The organism is Glutamicibacter sp. AOP38-B1-38 (assembly GCF_052377485.1).
Classification (GTDB): domain Bacteria; phylum Actinomycetota; class Actinomycetes; order Actinomycetales; family Micrococcaceae; genus Glutamicibacter.
This window is the reverse complement of sequence record NZ_JBQSWU010000013.1, coordinates 52226-67620: the sequence shown is the minus strand read 5'-3', so window position 1 is coordinate 67620 and position 15395 is coordinate 52226. Positions and strand designations below refer to the sequence as shown.

General features: G+C 65.7%; 13 protein-coding genes. 1 reads left to right on the top strand and 12 read right to left on the bottom strand.

Going from position 1 to position 15395, the window contains the following annotated elements; genetic code table 11:
• Positions 1 to 242 precede the first annotated feature (242 nt).
• The 8 genes from ACT3TP_RS09500 to ACT3TP_RS09465 form a co-directional block, all read right to left on the bottom strand.
• Entirely contained in the window at positions 243 to 2318 is a 2076-nt protein-coding gene (locus tag ACT3TP_RS09500; protein ID WP_444620463.1) for a hypothetical protein, read from the bottom strand.
• Positions 2319 to 2453: 135 nt separating this feature from the next.
• A complete protein-coding gene (locus tag ACT3TP_RS09495) occupies positions 2454 to 3218 on the bottom strand; it encodes a regulatory protein RecX (RefSeq protein ID WP_096288095.1) in 765 nt (254 codons plus the stop codon).
• Between the two features lie 98 nt (positions 3219 to 3316).
• A complete protein-coding gene (gene recA / locus ACT3TP_RS09490) occupies positions 3317 to 4360 on the bottom strand; it encodes a recombinase RecA (RefSeq protein WP_096288097.1) in 1044 nt (347 codons plus the stop codon).
• Positions 4361 to 4594: 234 nt separating this feature from the next.
• Positions 4595 to 4819, bottom strand: a complete 225-nt coding sequence (locus tag ACT3TP_RS09485; protein WP_096288099.1) for a DUF3046 domain-containing protein — start codon at positions 4817 to 4819, stop codon at positions 4595 to 4597.
• Between the two features lie 76 nt (positions 4820 to 4895).
• Positions 4896 to 5318, bottom strand: coding sequence for a helix-turn-helix domain-containing protein (locus ACT3TP_RS09480; protein WP_096288101.1), 423 nt, complete (start codon positions 5316 to 5318; stop codon positions 4896 to 4898).
• Positions 5319 to 5516: 198 nt separating this feature from the next.
• Entirely contained in the window at positions 5517 to 5999 is a 483-nt protein-coding gene (locus ACT3TP_RS09475) for a CinA family protein (protein WP_096288103.1), read from the bottom strand.
• Between the two features lie 15 nt (positions 6000 to 6014).
• Positions 6015 to 6626 (bottom strand): CDP-diacylglycerol--glycerol-3-phosphate 3-phosphatidyltransferase, encoded by a 612-nt coding sequence (gene pgsA / locus ACT3TP_RS09470; RefSeq protein WP_096288105.1) that lies wholly within the window; start codon positions 6624 to 6626, stop codon positions 6015 to 6017.
• A 4-nt stretch (positions 6627 to 6630) separates the two neighbouring features.
• Positions 6631 to 9546, bottom strand: a complete 2916-nt coding sequence (locus tag ACT3TP_RS09465; protein ID WP_444620462.1) for a DNA translocase FtsK 4TM domain-containing protein — start codon at positions 9544 to 9546, stop codon at positions 6631 to 6633.
• A gap of 139 nt (positions 9547 to 9685) precedes the next feature.
• Between ACT3TP_RS09465 and ACT3TP_RS09460 the strand changes: the two genes are divergently transcribed.
• Positions 9686 to 10756, top strand: a complete 1071-nt coding sequence (locus ACT3TP_RS09460; protein ID WP_444620461.1) for a ribonuclease HI — start codon at positions 9686 to 9688, stop codon at positions 10754 to 10756.
• 164 nt (positions 10757 to 10920) lie between these two features.
• Here the strand turns inward: ACT3TP_RS09460 and ACT3TP_RS09455 are convergent, their stop codons facing one another.
• The 4 genes from ACT3TP_RS09455 to ACT3TP_RS09440 are packed head-to-tail and all read right to left on the bottom strand — an operon-like array spanning position 10921 to position 15395.
• Positions 10921 to 11715: an ABC transporter ATP-binding protein gene (locus ACT3TP_RS09455; RefSeq protein ID WP_443463947.1), complete on the bottom strand. Its 795-nt coding sequence runs from the start codon at positions 11713 to 11715 to the stop codon at positions 10921 to 10923.
• Between the two features lie 28 nt (positions 11716 to 11743).
• On the bottom strand, positions 11744 to 12868 hold the full coding sequence (locus ACT3TP_RS09450; protein ID WP_444620460.1) for a FecCD family ABC transporter permease: 1125 nt from the start codon (positions 12866 to 12868) through the stop codon (positions 11744 to 11746).
• Positions 12865 to 13974 carry an MFS transporter gene (locus ACT3TP_RS09445; protein ID WP_444620491.1) on the bottom strand — a complete coding sequence of 370 codons (1110 nt, stop codon included), beginning with the start codon at positions 13972 to 13974 and terminating at the stop codon, positions 12865 to 12867. Before ACT3TP_RS09445 ends, ACT3TP_RS09450 begins: the two co-directional genes overlap by 4 nt.
• On the bottom strand, positions 13869 to 15395 hold the full coding sequence (locus tag ACT3TP_RS09440) for an opine metallophore biosynthesis dehydrogenase (protein WP_444620459.1): 1527 nt from the start codon (positions 15393 to 15395) through the stop codon (positions 13869 to 13871). The genes ACT3TP_RS09445 and ACT3TP_RS09440 overlap by 106 nt, the downstream gene beginning before the upstream one ends.

Here is a 15395-nt window from a genome sequence, read left to right as displayed (position 1 = left end):
GAATCTTCAGGGGCGCGGAAACGTAGGCATGCCTAGGAAGAAATGTGCCCACTTGTGCTGAGCGCACGGTGCGGGAGCCCTGCATCAATGACATAATCCCGGCAGCAAGAATCCACTAGTTTCCTGGTTTTCCTGAACAGCCGGGTCATTGGCTGGCAACGGAAAATTTTCGGCGATCACTGCCGGCCTAGGCGCTCGGATCAGAACCTGCTGATCTAGTTTGAGGTCTAGCTCGGGTAAACCTACTGGAACTGTTCGGGCATGGTGCCGTAGCTGTACCAGACGATGTCGTCGTCCATCGCGTTTGAGTAGGCCAAGCGCGGGAAGTCGAGCTTGCGCCCTTCAAAGGTCAGCGATCCGGCGGCGCATTCGCCCGGAGCCAGCACGCGCTCTTCGAGCTGATTGGGGGTCGGGATCCGTTCCGCGTAGATGTAGCCGCTGTCTAGCATCCTGAAGTCATCGGGTGAAATCCGGCGTTGAGTGTCCGGGGCGACGCCGGTGGCCTTGGTGTCCTCGCCCGCGCAGATATTCACGTCCACACCCACCACGTACTCTTGGCGTTCGAGGGTGGGATGCTTGATCTCAAATCCCGAGGTTGTCAGTGCCGTGCCGTTTGCCAGTTCGGCCGGTTCGGTGATGTTCAGTCGTTCGAAGACCGGACCCGCCGCGCGTTGGGTTACTCCCTGGATCACGGCGGCGCCGATGAGCACGCCGCCGACTGCCGCTACACTGCCCCACATCAGTGCCAGCCCGGTTCTGCGGCGGGTGCGCCAATGTGCCGCATCGGATTGGGTGAGCCGTGACTCGACGCGCAACCGAGGTGTCGAGTCGGCGATGCGTTGCTCGACGCGTTTACGCAGGGATTTTGCGGCGAGGTAAAGCTGCGGGTAGATGGTGAGCATGCGCAGCTTTTCATCGAGGATGAACATATTGCCCTGCGAATCTTCCAGCACTGCGAGCAAGGCCGCGGTTTCTACGGCGTTGCCTGCCGTGATTCCCGGTCGTTTCAGCCGCTGCCAGCGCTCCATGAAAATGGAGTCGCGTCCCACCACCAGCGGCGTGATCGGAGCGAACGGCCCACCCTTAAAGCCACGTGGCGCCCAAGACTTGTAGCGGCGGGGTCGCACCGGCGTCGGCAGAGACAGGTCCTTGAATACCTCAGCGGAAATAGCGGTCTTCGAGTCCGCACGCTGGGCGCCATACTCGACCAACCCGCCGTCGGGATCGACGGCCGCATGCAGAGTCCCCGAGGCGCGGATAATGATCTCGCGGATGTCGCTTTCCAACGGGCTGCCATCCGGTTCCATCCCGAGTACGGCTCGCGTACGCTGCATCGAATCGTGGACCACATCGCCGGCGTAGGCCATGATATCGGCCAGCCAGGCATCCGGGATCAACGTCATCGAGGTGGCGAAGTCGCGGATCAGCGTCCGACGCTGCTGTTCGCCGAGCATGTGGCTCAGGTGGAAGATCGCGCAGAAGTCTTCGCCCATGCCGACATGCTCAACCCCGGCATTCAATTGTTCATTGACGATGCCTTGGGCGCGCTGGGCCAACTGGCGCTTGAGTATCTGGGAGGCCAGCAAACCGGCTGCGGAGCGTGGGACCAACACCGAGAGAATGACCGGAGTATTGTTTCCGTACACAGCGCCGGTGCCGTTTCCTGCGGCGGGTTGGCTGAACGGATCGAGCGTCGCGAACCGCGCGGAGGGATTCTGGGTACCATGACGTTTGGGTGTGCCATCGGCCCAGGTTGCGGTCATACGTCCCAGCGGATCGGTGCGCACCGGATAGACGTGGCCGATGAGCGAAGCATCATTGGTGTAGAAGACCGCCGGAGTGCGCCCGGAGTACGGGTTGAGTCGGGCGAAGGTCTCCCGGGCCGGTGTTTCAAGCTGTTCCGGGAAGGCCAGCAACGCGGTTAGTGCCGCAGCGTTCTTTCCGGTGCGCTGCAGAACATCGGCAGGCCAGAAGGTGTTCTCGTGTTGGATGGGCAGGGTGCCGGCCGGGATGGCCGCGGATGCGAAGAGCGCGGGCAGTCGCTTCCACGCGGCGGCTACGGTGAGGCTGTCACCGCGCACGGTGAGGTCGGTGGTGTCGCTGCCCACGCGCACAAACACTTCGGGCAGCGAGCTGCGGCCCGGCCCCAGTTCTACCGGGCGGGCCAGCTCGGCGCGAATGGCTGCGACGATGGTGGCGAGGGTGCCCGAATTTTCCAGCGCCTCATCGAGCAGACCAGTTCCGAAGGTGACGCCGAGCACGGTTTGGGCGTCGATGGGCTCTTCAAGCTGCCAGTTGCTGCCATGCCACACGGCCATATTTCTTCCCCTATTTCTTCGGAACGCGGCAACCTGGGCTTGCTCCGCTATCCGTGCTGAGGGTCTTAATCTACCAAGCCAAGTACCGGTGCGCGCTGCATTGCACGGCGGGTGAGGCGGTGTTGCAGAACACAGTTAGCGGGTGCCGTAGCGCTCTTCCCATTCTTCGCGCGCCACCTTGAAGGCCATCGAGCCGTGATAGCCCTTGCGCCCGAGCATTCCTACCAGCCGGCGCAGCGCCTTGTCGCGGTCCAGGCCCATGGAGGCCGGGCGGAGCTTGGCGCGCACCAGTTCGCGGGCGCGCGCTTCCTCGGTCTCGTCGTCGATCTGCTCCAGCGCTTCGGCGGCGACTTCGTCTTCGATGCCTTTGCTGCGCAGCTCGTGGCGGATCGCGCCCCGGGCGAGGCCGCGGGAGCGGGCCCGGGCGACGACCCAGGATTTCGCGAAGCGCTCGTCATCGACCAGGTTCAGTTCGGCGTAGCGTTCGAGGACCTCGTCGGCGATGTCTTCGGGGCATTCCTTTTCCAGCAGCTTGTCTTTGAGCTGTTTGCTGGTTTTGTCGCTGGCGGTGAGCTGGCGCAGGATGATGCCTCGGGCTTTTTCTTGCCACTGGTCATCGCTGAGCTCTTCCGGCTCGCCCGATTCGCGTGCTGCACGGCGTTCGGCTCTGGCCTGCCGGCGTTCTTTTTTGGTAGGGCTTTCGGCTTCCGGGGAGTTACTGGCCACGATATTGTCCATCGCGGCGCGAAGCTCATCGACGGTTTGCGGTTTTTCCGGCTCGGCGGTGCCCTGCAGTATTTGCGTTCGCTGGCTGGACTTGGCGGGGCGTGCGGCGCGCTTGGGCGCAGGTTCTTTCAGCTGCTCCAGCTCTTGCCCGGTGGGTTTGGCCCAATCCGGCATTTGATCGAAGTCGCCCTGAAACTGCGCGGAGACGGACGTAGCGTCCGACCCGGATCTCGATCCGGGTCGGACGCTACGTTTCTGAAAGCCTGAGGCCACTACTTATCGCCCTCGACGATTCGCAGGTCGGCCTCTCCTTCTTCTCCGCTGTCAAGGATGCCGAGCTTGGTCAGGATCTGGCGCTCCAGTTCGTTGGCCAGATCTGGGTTGTCGCGCAGGAAGCGGCGAGCGTTTTCCTTGCCCTGGCCCAGCTGGTCACCGTCGTAGGTGAACCAGGCACCGGACTTCTTGACCATGCCGTGCTCGACGCCCATATCGATCAGGCTGCCCTCGCGGGAAATGCCGTGGCCATAGAGGATGTCGAATTCAGCCTGCTTGAAGGGCGGGGCCATCTTGTTCTTGACGATCTTGCAACGGGTACGGTTGCCGACGGCGTTGGTGCCCTCCTTGAGGGTTTCAATGCGGCGGATGTCGATGCGCACGGAGGCGTAGAATTTCAGCGCCTTGCCGCCGGTGGTGGTTTCCGGGCTGCCGAAGAAGACGCCGATCTTTTCACGCAGCTGGTTGATGAAGATCGCGGTGGTCTTCGAGGTCGAGAGGCGACCGGTGATCTTTCGCAGCGCCTGCGACATCAAACGTGCCTGCAGGCCCACGTGGCTATCGCCCATTTCGCCTTCGATTTCGGCGCGTGGAACCAGGGCTGCCACGGAGTCGATCACGATGATATCCAGTGCGCCGGAGCCCACCAGCATATCCATGATTTCCAGGGCCTGCTCACCGGTGTCCGGCTGGGAAACCAGCAGTGCGTCGGTGTCCACGCCAAGCTTCTTGGCATATTCAGGGTCCAGCGCGTGCTCGGCGTCGATGAAGGCCGCCACGCCGCCGCCGCGCTGTGCGCTGGCTACCGCGTGCAGCGCGAGGGTGGTCTTACCCGAGGATTCCGGGCCGTAGATCTCTACGACACGGCCACGAGGCAGTCCGCCAACGCCGAGCGCGACGTCCAATGCCACCGAACCGGTGGGGATGACCTCAACGGCGGCGCGGGTGGTGTCACCCAGACGCATGAGCGAGCCCTTGCCGAAGGCCTTGTCGATTTGGCCCAGAACGGACTCGAGAGCCTTTTCCCGATCATTACTTGCCATGGTTCACCTTTGGTCATGCAGGCCATCGCGCGACCTGCCAATCAATCTTTGTACTGTATCTAGACAGTATGAGCGCCAACCGACACTTTAGACCGCTTGGGCCCGAGGTGTGGACAAACTCTTCGTGCTGCTGTTACTAGAATAGCCTAATCCGAACAGATGTTCGAAATTGCCGTGCGGTGTTTCGAATGTTTCGATTCTTCGAAGACGCCGGGGCGCCTGCGTCGCGCGCGGCTAGGCTTCCTTGGGCTCGATGTCCATGCCGAGCCAGCGCTCGGGCGGGACATCTTGCGCGCGGCAGATCGCTTCCCACACCTGCTTGGGCTTGATTCCCTTGCGTAGCGCCTGGGTGGCGTTGAGGCTGCCCAGCTCCGTCAGCGCGAGCGAGTCGGCCAGCATGTGCGAGTAGCCCGAACCAAATTCATGATCCATATTCCGCCAGAATTCACTGTTTTTCACGAGTTATATTCTTCCATGCATAACGCGAGGGCCCTCGCATTTGCGAAGGCCCTCGGGTCGAAAACTTAGGTCGGGATTAAACCGATGCCAGAGGTTTGCCGTTGCGTCCGTCGACGTCCATGGCGAACTCATTGGTCAGATCCAGCGGAACGGTGTCCGGGATGACCACGCCTTCGGCCAAGGCGATGCGATCGGAGACTTCACGGAGCATCAACGACAGCGGCACCTCCAACGCGGTGCAGATCGAGGAGAGCAGCTCGGAGGATGCCTCCTTCTGTCCACGCTCAACCTCGGATAGGTATCCAAGCGAAACGCGGGCGCTGTGGGAAACCTCGCGCAGGGTTCGGCCCTGGCGCTGGCGAACATCGCGAAGGACGTCACCGATTTCATGTCGGAGTACTACCATTTTGTGTTCCTCCTTCTCGGGCTGGACCGAATGGGCTTCTCCCATATCGCGCCAACGGACGACACCATTGACAGTTACGGGTTGCTTCACCATGTGTATAGCCTCTACTCCTAGGTCCTTCTCGAAAGATGCTTCTTATCCGAAGAGCCAGACCTTGCGGCCCTTCAATTCGTACAACATCAAGTTATACGCTTTTGTTCCCGACACCTTACCCTAATCACAAATATGCGACATACGCCACATTTAGACGGATTATTGTGAAGATCAAGGGGATTAATAGTATCTCGTCTCTTACTGTGAAGAAGCTTTACCCAAAATGGCAGCTAGCTGATTGATTGCAGCTTGCGTGCTTCGTTCCCGAATCTGCACCCGGTCCCCGACGAAGTGGTGAGCCACGAATCCGGAGTCCTTCCCGTGCGCCCAGCCGATGAACACCGTGCCTACGGGTTTGCCGTCATGGGCCTGCGGCCCGGCGACGCCGGTGGCCGAAACCGCCAGGTCCGCCGCGCAGGCCCGCTGGGCACCGACCGCCATCTGCCGGGCAACTTCACCATCCACCGAACCGACCTCGCTCAGCAGCTGGGTATCCACGCCGAGCAGCTCGGCCTTCACCTGCGCGGAGTAGCTGATCACTCCCCCGCGCAGCACGGCCGACGCCCCGGAGATCTCGGCCAGGGTGGCGGCGATCAGTCCTGCGGTCAGTGATTCGGCCGTGGCCAGTTGCTTGCCTTGGGCGATCGCCTGGGCGATCACCGCGGCGCCGTGGTGTTCCATGAAGTTGAACCTTTGCTAGTTGGCCTTGGCGGCGGCGCGCAGCTTGGCGGCCTTCCACAGGTATTCCAGCCCGGTGAGCACGGTGACCGCGACGGTGGCCAGCATCAAGATGAACGCGAGCGTGCCCAGCCAATCGATCGTCTGGGTGAACGGCAGCAGGTAGAGGCCGATAACCACCGCCTGCATCACGGTTTTGACCTTGCCGCCCATATTCGCGGCGATCACCCCGTAGCGGATGACCACCAGGCGCAAGAGCGTGATGCCCCATTCGCGGACCAGGATCACGATGGTGATCCACCAGTCCAGTTCACCCAGCATGGAGAGCACCACCAGCGCGGAGCCGGTGAGCAGCTTGTCCGCGATGGGGTCGGCGATCTTGCCGAAGTTGGTGACCAGCCCGCGGCTGCGGGCCAGGTCCCCGTCAAGCTTGTCGGTGTACATGGCCACCACGAACAGCCCCAGCGCCACCCAGCGCCAGAGCCCCTGCTCCCGGTCGTCGGCCAGCAGGGCCCAGACGAAGAAGGGCACCATCAGGATGCGGATGCTGGTCAGCACGTTGGCGATGTTCAGGTTCGGGACCGGGGCGTGAGCCGCGGAGTCATCGGGCTGCGGGGCGTGCGCGCTCATGGCTTTAGTTTCTTCCTGTCAGGTCCCAGGCGTCCTCGCCCGGTTCGTCGGCTTCGTCGTAGTACTCGGTGGCCGTCTCGCGCTTGGCGAGGTCTTCGGCGACCAGGTCCACCGGCTCGGCGTGGTTCACATTGGCCTCGTCGACCAGGGCCTGCTCGGCGGCGCTGGCCTGGTGGACGGCGCCGTCGTCCCCGCGCATGGCGGCGAGCACCATCGGCAGGTCATCGGGCTGGATCAGCACATCGCGGGCCTTGGACCCCTCCGAGGGGCCGACCACTCCGCGCGATTCCATCAGGTCCATCAGCCGTCCGGCCTTGGCGAAGCCGACGCGCAGCTTGCGCTGCAGCATCGAGGTGGAGCCGAACTGGCTGGTGACCACAAGCTCGGTGGCCGCCAGCAAGAGCTCCAGATCGTCGCCGATGTCCTCGTCGATCTGCTTCTTCTTCTCGGCCACCGGGGTGACGTCGTCGCGGTATTCGGGCGTCAGCTGCCCCTTCACGTGGGTGACCACGCGCTGGATTTCGGATTCGGTGACCCAGGCGCCCTGCACGCGCATCGGCTTGGAGGTGCCCATGGGCAGGAAGAGCGCGTCGCCCTGGCCCAGCAGCTTCTCCGCGCCCGGCTGGTCGAGCACCACGCGGGAGTCGGTGACCGAGGAGGTGGCGAAGGCCATGCGCGAGGGCACATTGGCCTTGATCAACCCGGTGACCACGTCCACGGAGGGGCGCTGGGTGGCCAGGACCAGGTGGATGCCGGCGGCGCGGGCCAGCTGGGTGATGCGCACGATCGAGTCTTCGACATCGCGCGGGGCAACCATCATCAAATCGGCGAGCTCGTCGACGATCACCAGGAGGTACGGGTAGGGCTTCATCACGCGTTTGGAGCCCTCGGGCGGGATCACCTTGCCGGCACGCACGCCCTTGTTGAAGTCGTCGATGTGCTTGTAGCCGAAGTTCGCCAGGTCGTCGTAGCGGGTGTCCATCTCGCGGACCACCCACTGCAGCGCCTCGGCGGCCTTCTTCGGGTTGGTGATGATCGGGGTAATCAGGTGCGGCACGCCCTCATAGGCGGTGAGCTCCACGCGCTTGGGGTCGACCATCACCATGCGCACCTCATCCGGGGTGGCGCGCATCAGGATGGAGGTGATCATCGAGTTCACGAAGGAGGACTTGCCGGCGCCGGTGGCACCGGCGACCAAGAGGTGCGGCATCTTGGCCAGGTTGGCCACGACGAAGCCGCCCTCGACGTCCTTGCCCACGCCCATCACCATCGGGTGCTCGGTCTTGCGTGCGTTGTTCGAGCGCAGCACGTCGCCCAGGGCGACGATTTCCTTATCGGTGTTCGGGATCTCGATGCCGATGGCGGACTTGCCGGGGATCGGCGAGAGGATGCGCACATCCGAGGAGGCCACCGCGTAGGAGATGTTCTTGGACAGCGCGGTGACCTTCTCCACCTTGGTGCCCGGGGACAGCTCGATCTCGTAGCGGGTCACCGTGGGGCCGCGGGAGAAGCCGGTGACGTGGGCCTCCACCTTGAACTGCTGCAGCGTATTGGTCAGCGCCGCGACGATGGCCTCATTGGCTTCGGAGGCTTCCTTGGCCGGCGGGCCGGCGGGCAGGAAGTCGTCCTGCGGCAGCGTGTAGGTGACGTCTCCGGAAAGCTGGAGCTGTTCGGTGCGTTGCGGGATGGGGGCCAGCGCCGGGGCCGGGCGGGTGTGGTTGACCGCGACGGTCGGGAACGCGTCGGTCTCCGGTTCCGGCTCGGCGTTGCCCAGGCCCACCTGATCCATGATCGCGGCCATCTCGGTCTCGGCCTTGGTGGGGCGCTTGACGCCGGGCGGCGGTCCGGCGGGAGCCGCCGGCTTGGCCTCGGCGACGGGCCGGGAGATCGCCTCGGTGGCGGTGGAATCCGCGTCGTAGACGTCGGTGACCGGCAGCGCATTCGTGGCCGGTTCGTTCGGCTCGATCACCGCCTTGTCGTAGGCGACATCTCCGGTGAGTTCATCGCCGGACTCGCCGTCCACGTTGTAGACCTCGGAGACGCGCTTGGCCTCGGCCCGGCGTTCGAAGAAGTTCTTCTTCTTGGGCTTCGGAGCCGGCGCTTCCTGCTGAGCATCCGCGTAGAGGTAGGACTGGTCATGCGACTCGGAGTGCGGATCGAGCACCGGGGCCTGCGCCACGGTCGGCGCGCTGCGTTCGCGGTGCGGATCCTGGCCAAGCAGCCGGTTATAGCCGATGCGCAGCCGTGAGGCGATCTGCAGCGGCGGGGTGGCGGTGACGACCAGCAGCGAGAGCACGAGGAAGAAGATGTGCACGGCCATCGCGCCGGGAACCGAGATCAGCAGGCCCAGCGGGGTGCCCAGGATCGAGCCGACCATGCCGCCGGCGGCCCAGAGCGCCGCGAAGTCGTCGGTGACCGCAGGCGAACCGTTGGCCAAGGCGGCCAGGGAGGATCCGGCCATGGTCATCATGAACAGCCCGATGCCGATCCGGTTATTGGCCGAATCGGCTTCCGGGTAGCGGAAGAGGCGGAAGGCGCCGATAAACAAAACCACCGGCAGCAGCACCGCCATGAAACCCAGCGAGCCTCCGGCCACCGAGTGCACGCCGCGGCCGAACCAGCCCACGTCGCGCAGCCCCCACCATTCGACGATGGCGACGGTGATCGCGATCAGCGTCAGGAACAGTCCGGTTCCGTCGCGGCGCAGCTCGAAGTCGGGCCGGACGGTGGCCCCGATCCGGCGGAAGGCGCCGCCGAAGATCCGGGCGATGCCCATCCACACGCTGCGAATTGCGCGCAGCGGAAGAGCGAGATCCTGTTCCGGGTTCTCGGGAGTTTTTTTGGCAGGCGAAGAGCCCGACGTCCGCGGTTTGCGCGTCGTCGGCTTCTTCGCCCCCTGCGACTGGGTGCGTGAGGCCATAGTTCTAGGGTATCTCCACCTACCGGATACCGGCTGAATTTACACGTCTCGACAGGGTTTGGCGCCAGCTAGATACTCATCACGTGGACTTGCTCCGGGGTCGAGCCTAAATGTCGGTGGGCACCGAGATGCTTTCTTCATGGCCGAATTTGTCCAGTCCCAGCTATCCACTGCGCGTCTTGAACCACGCCCGCGTTCCAGCTCAATTCCCTGCGTCCCAACATCGGCGCATGCCGCGTCCGCATTCCATGCTGCGTTCATTGCCTGGACGACGCCGCAGATCGCAGGCAGCGCGGAGTTCATCTACTGGATCATCGCCATTCGCAATGAGCGCCAGGAACCGACCATGCATCGGGGGCAGTCGAGTTCGCCGCGGCCGATGGCTGAAATCATCGAACACTTCGAACGGCTGCTCGGGCAGCGCAAATCAGAGACCTGGGTGGCGCTGGGGAAAAGGCATTGGTATCTGCCCAAATATCTCCAAGCCGCCGGATTCACGGTGACCCGCGGGCTCAACGACTTGAATCAAGCCTCGGGTGTGGTGCATCGGGAAGCGGAGATCGCGAAGAAAATCCAAACCAGAGCAGCAATCCAGGCAGGAAGCGCGTTGGCGGCGCCGATGGCCATTCCGGCTCGGGGCCACAAGCCCCAACATGATCTTTCGCCGCAGCAATGGCAACCGGAGTATTGGGATCTCGCTGATCACGCGCCCTCTAGCATCACCCTGGCGGTAGATGCCTCAACCGATCCCACCGGCGCCAGTGCGGTCGCACTGCTCAGCGAACATGGAGATGCGGTCCTCTACGGCGGGGAATCCTTCGACACGATCAGCATGCTCGAATTTGCTGCGCTCATCATGGCGCTGGAATACCTCGCGACCACCTCTCCGGCCAGTGCAACGATCCATACCGATTCGGCCGATGCCTATCGTGTAGCCCAGGCGCTGGCCCTTGAGGGCCGGTGCGAGACCGGCTATTGCGGCATCAGCGAGGACTCCAAGCACCGGTTCCTGCAGGCATGGAACTCCACCGAATCGCAGGTTGCCTTTGAACTGGTCAAAGGGCACAGCGGAGAAAAGCTGAATGAAGGAGCGGATCAACTGGCGTGGGCTGGGCGGGCCGCTTCAAAACGTCCGCGGGAACAGGTCGAGGCGGCGCTGATGTCCCGGATTGCAGAGATTCGCCAAGCCTTCACCGGCGGCTGCCGCTGAGCGGCAACCCCAGGGACCTTGGACGACGGCCGGCTGCGGCTTCCCCCTTGTGATTTCCTTTTCGAGAACCTCGGGTGCCTCGGCACCCGAGGTGCTTTCGTTCATGCGACCAAGGGAAAATGCCTAGCTCGCGCTAGGCCGGCACTGCGTGTTCCTCCGCGGAGCTAGAGCGCCGCCGCCGGGGACTGCGGCTCGGAATGCTCATCGGCCATGCTGAAGACCAGCTGCAGGGCGCCGCGCACGGAAAACGGTTCGACGTGGATCCCGTACACCCGCAGCAGCATCTCGGGAGTGAGCACCTCCTCGGGAGTGCCGCTGGCCACTGCCTGGCCGTTTTCGAGCATAACCAGCTTGGTGCAATAGCGGGCGGCCAGGTTCAGGTCGTGCAGCACGACCACGGTGGTGACCCCCAGCTGCCCGACCATGCGCAGCAGCTCATGCTGGTAGCGGATGTCCAGGTGATTGGTCGGCTCGTCCAGCAGCAGGTGGTCCGCCTGCTGGGCCAGGGTGCGGGCCACCAGCACGCGCTGCTTTTCACCGCCCGAGAGCGTGGCGTAGCGGCGGTCGGCCAGATCCCGCGCCCCGACCCTGCTCAGCGCCGCGGCCACCGCCTGGTGGTCCTCGCGGGTGAATGCCGCCAGCGCCTTGCGGTGCGGGGCGCGGCCGAGCAGCACCATGTCGGCGACGGTCACCGGCAGGTCGGTAGGCGTCTCCTGGGCGACCACGGCCACCCGGCGGGCCAGCTCGGTGCCGCGCAGCTCCTCGAGGGGCTGCTCGTCCAGGGTGACCAGCCCGGCGCGCGGGCGCAGCGCCGCATACAGGGTGCGCAGGAAGGTGGACTTGCCGCTTCCGTTCGGGCCAATCAGCCCAACGACCTCTCCTTGCCCGGCATGCAGGCCGACGGATTTCACTACCAGCTTGCCGCCGTAGCCCACGGATACATCGGTGGCTGTGATCATGCTCTATGCCCCTTTCGGTGGTTGGTTGTCATTGGGTCGGGTTCAGCTTGCGCACCAGCACGAAGAGCAGCGGGGCGCCGAGCAGGGCGGTGACGATGCCCAGCGGCAGCTCCTGCGGGGCCATGGACGTGCGGGCGAGCACGTCGGCCCAGACCAGGAAGATCGCGCCGAGCAGGGCGGCCACCGGAAGCAGCTTGCGGTGTGTGGAGCCCACGCACAGCCGGGCGATATGCGGGATGATCAGCCCGACGAATCCGATGCCGCCGGAGGCCGCGACCAGCGCGCCCACGCACAGCGCGGTCACGATCATCACCGCCGCGCGCAGCTTCGCCGGGGAGATCCCCAGCGTCTGCGCGGTGGAATCGCCGATGGCCAGCGCGTCCAGCGGGCGGGACCAGAGCAGCAGCAGCGCCAAGGTGCCCAGCACCACCGCCCAGGTGAGCAGCGCGGACTGGCCGGTGGCCTGGCCGAGCGAGCCGAGCGTCCAGAAGAGCACCGAGCGGCCCGCGTTCGGGTCATCGGAGGCGAAGATCAGCAGCGAGGTCAGCGCGTGCAGCACGTAGCCCACGGATACCCCGGCGAGCACCAGCCGGGTGGAGGTCATCTGCGAGCCGACCCGGGCCAGCAGGAATACCGCAATCCCCGCGGCCAGCGCCCCGGCGAAGGCGCTGCCGGCCAGCGAAACCGAGCCGATGCCGGCCGCGGTCCCGAACAGGATCGAGGCCGCTGACAGCGTGGAGGCCCCGGAAGTCACCCCCAGCAGGTAGGGTTCGGCCAGGATATTGCGGGTCAAGGCCTGCAGGGCCACCCCGGCCAGCGCCAGCCCGGCGCCGACGGCGGCGCCCAGCAGCACGCGGGGCCCGCGCAGCAGCAGCACGATGGATTCCTCGGAGTCGGTCCAGGCGCCTATCATTTGGCCGCCGGACAGATGCTGGCGCAGGATCTGGAGCACGGTGCCCGCCTCGATGGCCACCGGCCCGAGGCCCACGGCCACCGGCAGGGTGATCAGCAGCGCGCCGAGCAGCCCGGCGATCCACAGCCAGGTGTGCCGGGTGCGTTTGCCGTGCTCCAGGTCGTCTCCGGTGAACACCAGCGGCGCCGCCGGTGGTGTTGCGCCGCGCGGTTCGCGCAGCGCGGGATCAAGTTGGGTCATGGTTGCCTTTCCAGCGATTCGTCATTCGTTGCGGTGCGCAACGTCAGCGCGGCAATCAGGGCAAGCAGGGTGAACCCGCCGAGCACTGCGGCCGCGGCCAGATATCCCGCCGTACCCAGCGCCGCCCCGGCGGCACCCGCGCCCAGAGACAGTCCCAGTGACATGCCGGCGGCGTTCAGGCTCAGCGCGGTCCCGCGCACTTCGGTGCAGCGGCGCACCAGCAGGGTCATCACCGCGGCGGAGACCACCGCATGGCTGGCCGAGAGCACCGAGGTGCACAGCATTGCCAGCGGCAGCACCGGGGAAAGATACACCCCGAGCAGGGCCAGCAGCGCGGCGGCCAGGGCGATGCCCATCACCGCCCGGGTGCGCCGCTCGGAGTCCTCGGCATTCAGCATCCGTCCGGCCAGCAGATGCCCGAGGAAAAAGGATCCTCCGCTCAGCGACCAGACGAAGGCGAACCAGCCGGTGGATAGCTGGAATTTGTCCGCATACAGCGGGGCGAGGAAGGCCAGGTGCCCCATGAGCGCGCCGGCCCGCCCGAAGGAGACCAGCAGCAGGGCGCGCGCCCCGGGGATGGCGGCCAGCGTGCGGAAGGCGGCCAGGTAGCCCAGCCGCGGGGCCGGTTGCCCCGCCCCGGGTTCCGCCCGGCCGTAGCGCAGCAGTGCGGGCACCAGCGCGAAGGAAGCGATGGCGATGGCCACGAGGTTCCCCTGCCAGCCCCACCACAGCGCCGGCAGCACCAGCAGCGGCGCGCCCACCGTGGAGGCCAGGGTCTGGGCGGTCATCACCAAGGTTGCGGCGCGGCCCGCGGCGGGAGTGTTCCCGAAGTGGTCCGCCGCGGCGGTGGACAGCGCCGGGTAGAGCAGCGCGTTGGATACGCCGGTGGCCAGGCAGAAGGCGGCCAGCGCGGCGAGCCCGGAAAAGGTCCCGAGCACCGCGGCGATGCCCAGCAGCGCCAGCGCGGCGGCGGCCACCCGTCCCGGGGCGATGCGCCCGATCAGCGGGGCCAGCGCAACGCCGGTGAGCACCGCGCCGATGCCGGCCAGCCCGCGCAGGGAGCCGACCTCGGCATAGCCGGCCCCGGCCCAGTCGGCGATCGGCACCAGGAAGGTGGAGAGCACGGTGAAGGGCAGCAGGCCCACGGCCGAGGCCAGCAGGGCCGGCCAGATCTCGGCGATGATCTTCCGTTCGCCGGGCAGCTTTTCGTTGGTGTCCTATTCGGTCTCGCGCATGCGGCGCGTCCGATCCCGGCGCGGATCATGCCCAGGTCTTCGCCGAAGTCCTGCACGGCGAAGGCCGCGGAGCGCGGCTGGGTGCCCAGTGCATGCGCCGCCTGCGTCAGCGCGCTCTCGTAGGCGGCCAGCAGGCGGTCGATCATCGGGCAGGGCACCGCCAAGTGCCGGGCGAGGCCCTGGATGATCTTGGTGCGGTAGTAGTCTTCCTTCGGCATCCGCGGCACGTCCCAGCGGCCTGCGTCGTTGCGGAAGATCGGCCGGATGGGAATGGCGGAGAAGTCGAAGTAGCGCCCGTGGGCGTCCGGTTCGGAGAAGGGGTCCACGAGCAGCGAGGCGTAGCGCACGTAGACGAGGTACTCCTGGTGGATGGCCGGCAGCTGCTCGAAGGCGGCCACCTGCTCCGGGTCGATGCTCTGCGGGTGGACCGGGTAGCCGTCCTGGAGCATGAAGGCCAGCAGGTTGACTCCCTTCCCGCCCAGCGCGGCGACGATGGCCGAAAGCTCGCGCCACTGCTGGACCATGGCGTGGACCATTGATGGGGTGACCGGCCCCTCGGGGTAGAGCTTGTAGACATACTGCGTCGGCGGCTTCGCGGCGAACACTGCGCGCAGCGTGACCTCGTTCATGAACAGCGCCGGATGCACGTACAGCGAGATGTTCCGCGCCTCGGCTTCGGCCGGCAGGCCGAGCAGCGCCAGCTCGGTGCCCGCCGCCTCATGCACGGCGCGCAGCCGTTCCAGTCCCGGCGAGCTGCCGCGAGTCGATGCGGCGTAGATGCGGGCCTTGGCTCCGGCGGTCAACACCGCGGCGCCCGGGTGTCCCTGCGGCCAGCGGGTGTCGCCCAGGTAGCTGGAGAAGCTGATCACCTCCGGATCCGCGCCCCGGGCGTTGGCGTATTCGCGCACCAGTGCCCCGGAGCCCAAGGTGGGCGAGAGCAGCACGATGCGTTCGAACCCGGCCAGCACCTCACCGGCCAGTTGGCGCAGCACCGGGAGGTAGGCATCCGCAGTGACCGCCAGGAGCAAGGTGTCCCAGTTCCCGGCCACCGATCCGTACCCGTGGAAGACGTGTTCGATCTGCGCTTCCCCGGCCAGTGCCGCGTGGGCGGGGTTCTGCACCTCGGCGCGCACGGTGCCCGAAGTTGTCTCCAGCGCGGCGAAGAACGCCGCCGCGCGCTGCGATTCGCGGCCTGCAAGGCCCAGGGTCCCGGGCAGCCGCCCGAGCAGCACCGTGCTTTGCACGGCCACCGGACCGGTCCCGGCGATGAGGATATTTCCCAATTCGTCCAT

Bases quoted from the DNA above. Each gene is read 5' to 3' on its own strand.
- ACT3TP_RS09500 (WP_444620463.1), bottom strand. From the start codon at position 2,318: ATGGCCGTGTGGCATGGCAGCAACTGGCAGCTTGAAGAGCCCATCGAC.
- ACT3TP_RS09495 (WP_096288095.1), bottom strand. From the start codon at position 3,218: ATGCCGGATTGGGCCAAACCCACCGGGCAAGAGCTGGAGCAGCTGAAA.
- recA (WP_096288097.1), bottom strand. From the start codon at position 4,360: ATGGCAAGTAATGATCGGGAAAAGGCTCTCGAGTCCGTTCTGGGCCAA.
- ACT3TP_RS09480 (WP_096288101.1), bottom strand. From the start codon at position 5,318: ATGGTGAAGCAACCCGTAACTGTCAATGGTGTCGTCCGTTGGCGCGAT.
- ACT3TP_RS09475 (WP_096288103.1), bottom strand. From the start codon at position 5,999: ATGGAACACCACGGCGCCGCGGTGATCGCCCAGGCGATCGCCCAAGGC.
- pgsA (WP_096288105.1), bottom strand. From the start codon at position 6,626: ATGAGCGCGCACGCCCCGCAGCCCGATGACTCCGCGGCTCACGCCCCG.
- ACT3TP_RS09465 (WP_444620462.1), bottom strand. From the start codon at position 9,546: ATGGCCTCACGCACCCAGTCGCAGGGGGCGAAGAAGCCGACGACGCGC.
- ACT3TP_RS09460 (WP_444620461.1), top strand. From the start codon at position 9,686: ATGGCCGAATTTGTCCAGTCCCAGCTATCCACTGCGCGTCTTGAACCA.
- ACT3TP_RS09455 (WP_443463947.1), bottom strand. From the start codon at position 11,715: ATGATCACAGCCACCGATGTATCCGTGGGCTACGGCGGCAAGCTGGTA.
- ACT3TP_RS09450 (WP_444620460.1), bottom strand. From the start codon at position 12,868: ATGACCCAACTTGATCCCGCGCTGCGCGAACCGCGCGGCGCAACACCA.
- ACT3TP_RS09440 (WP_444620459.1), bottom strand. From the start codon at position 15,395: ATGGACGAATTGGGAAATATCCTCATCGCCGGGACCGGTCCGGTGGCC.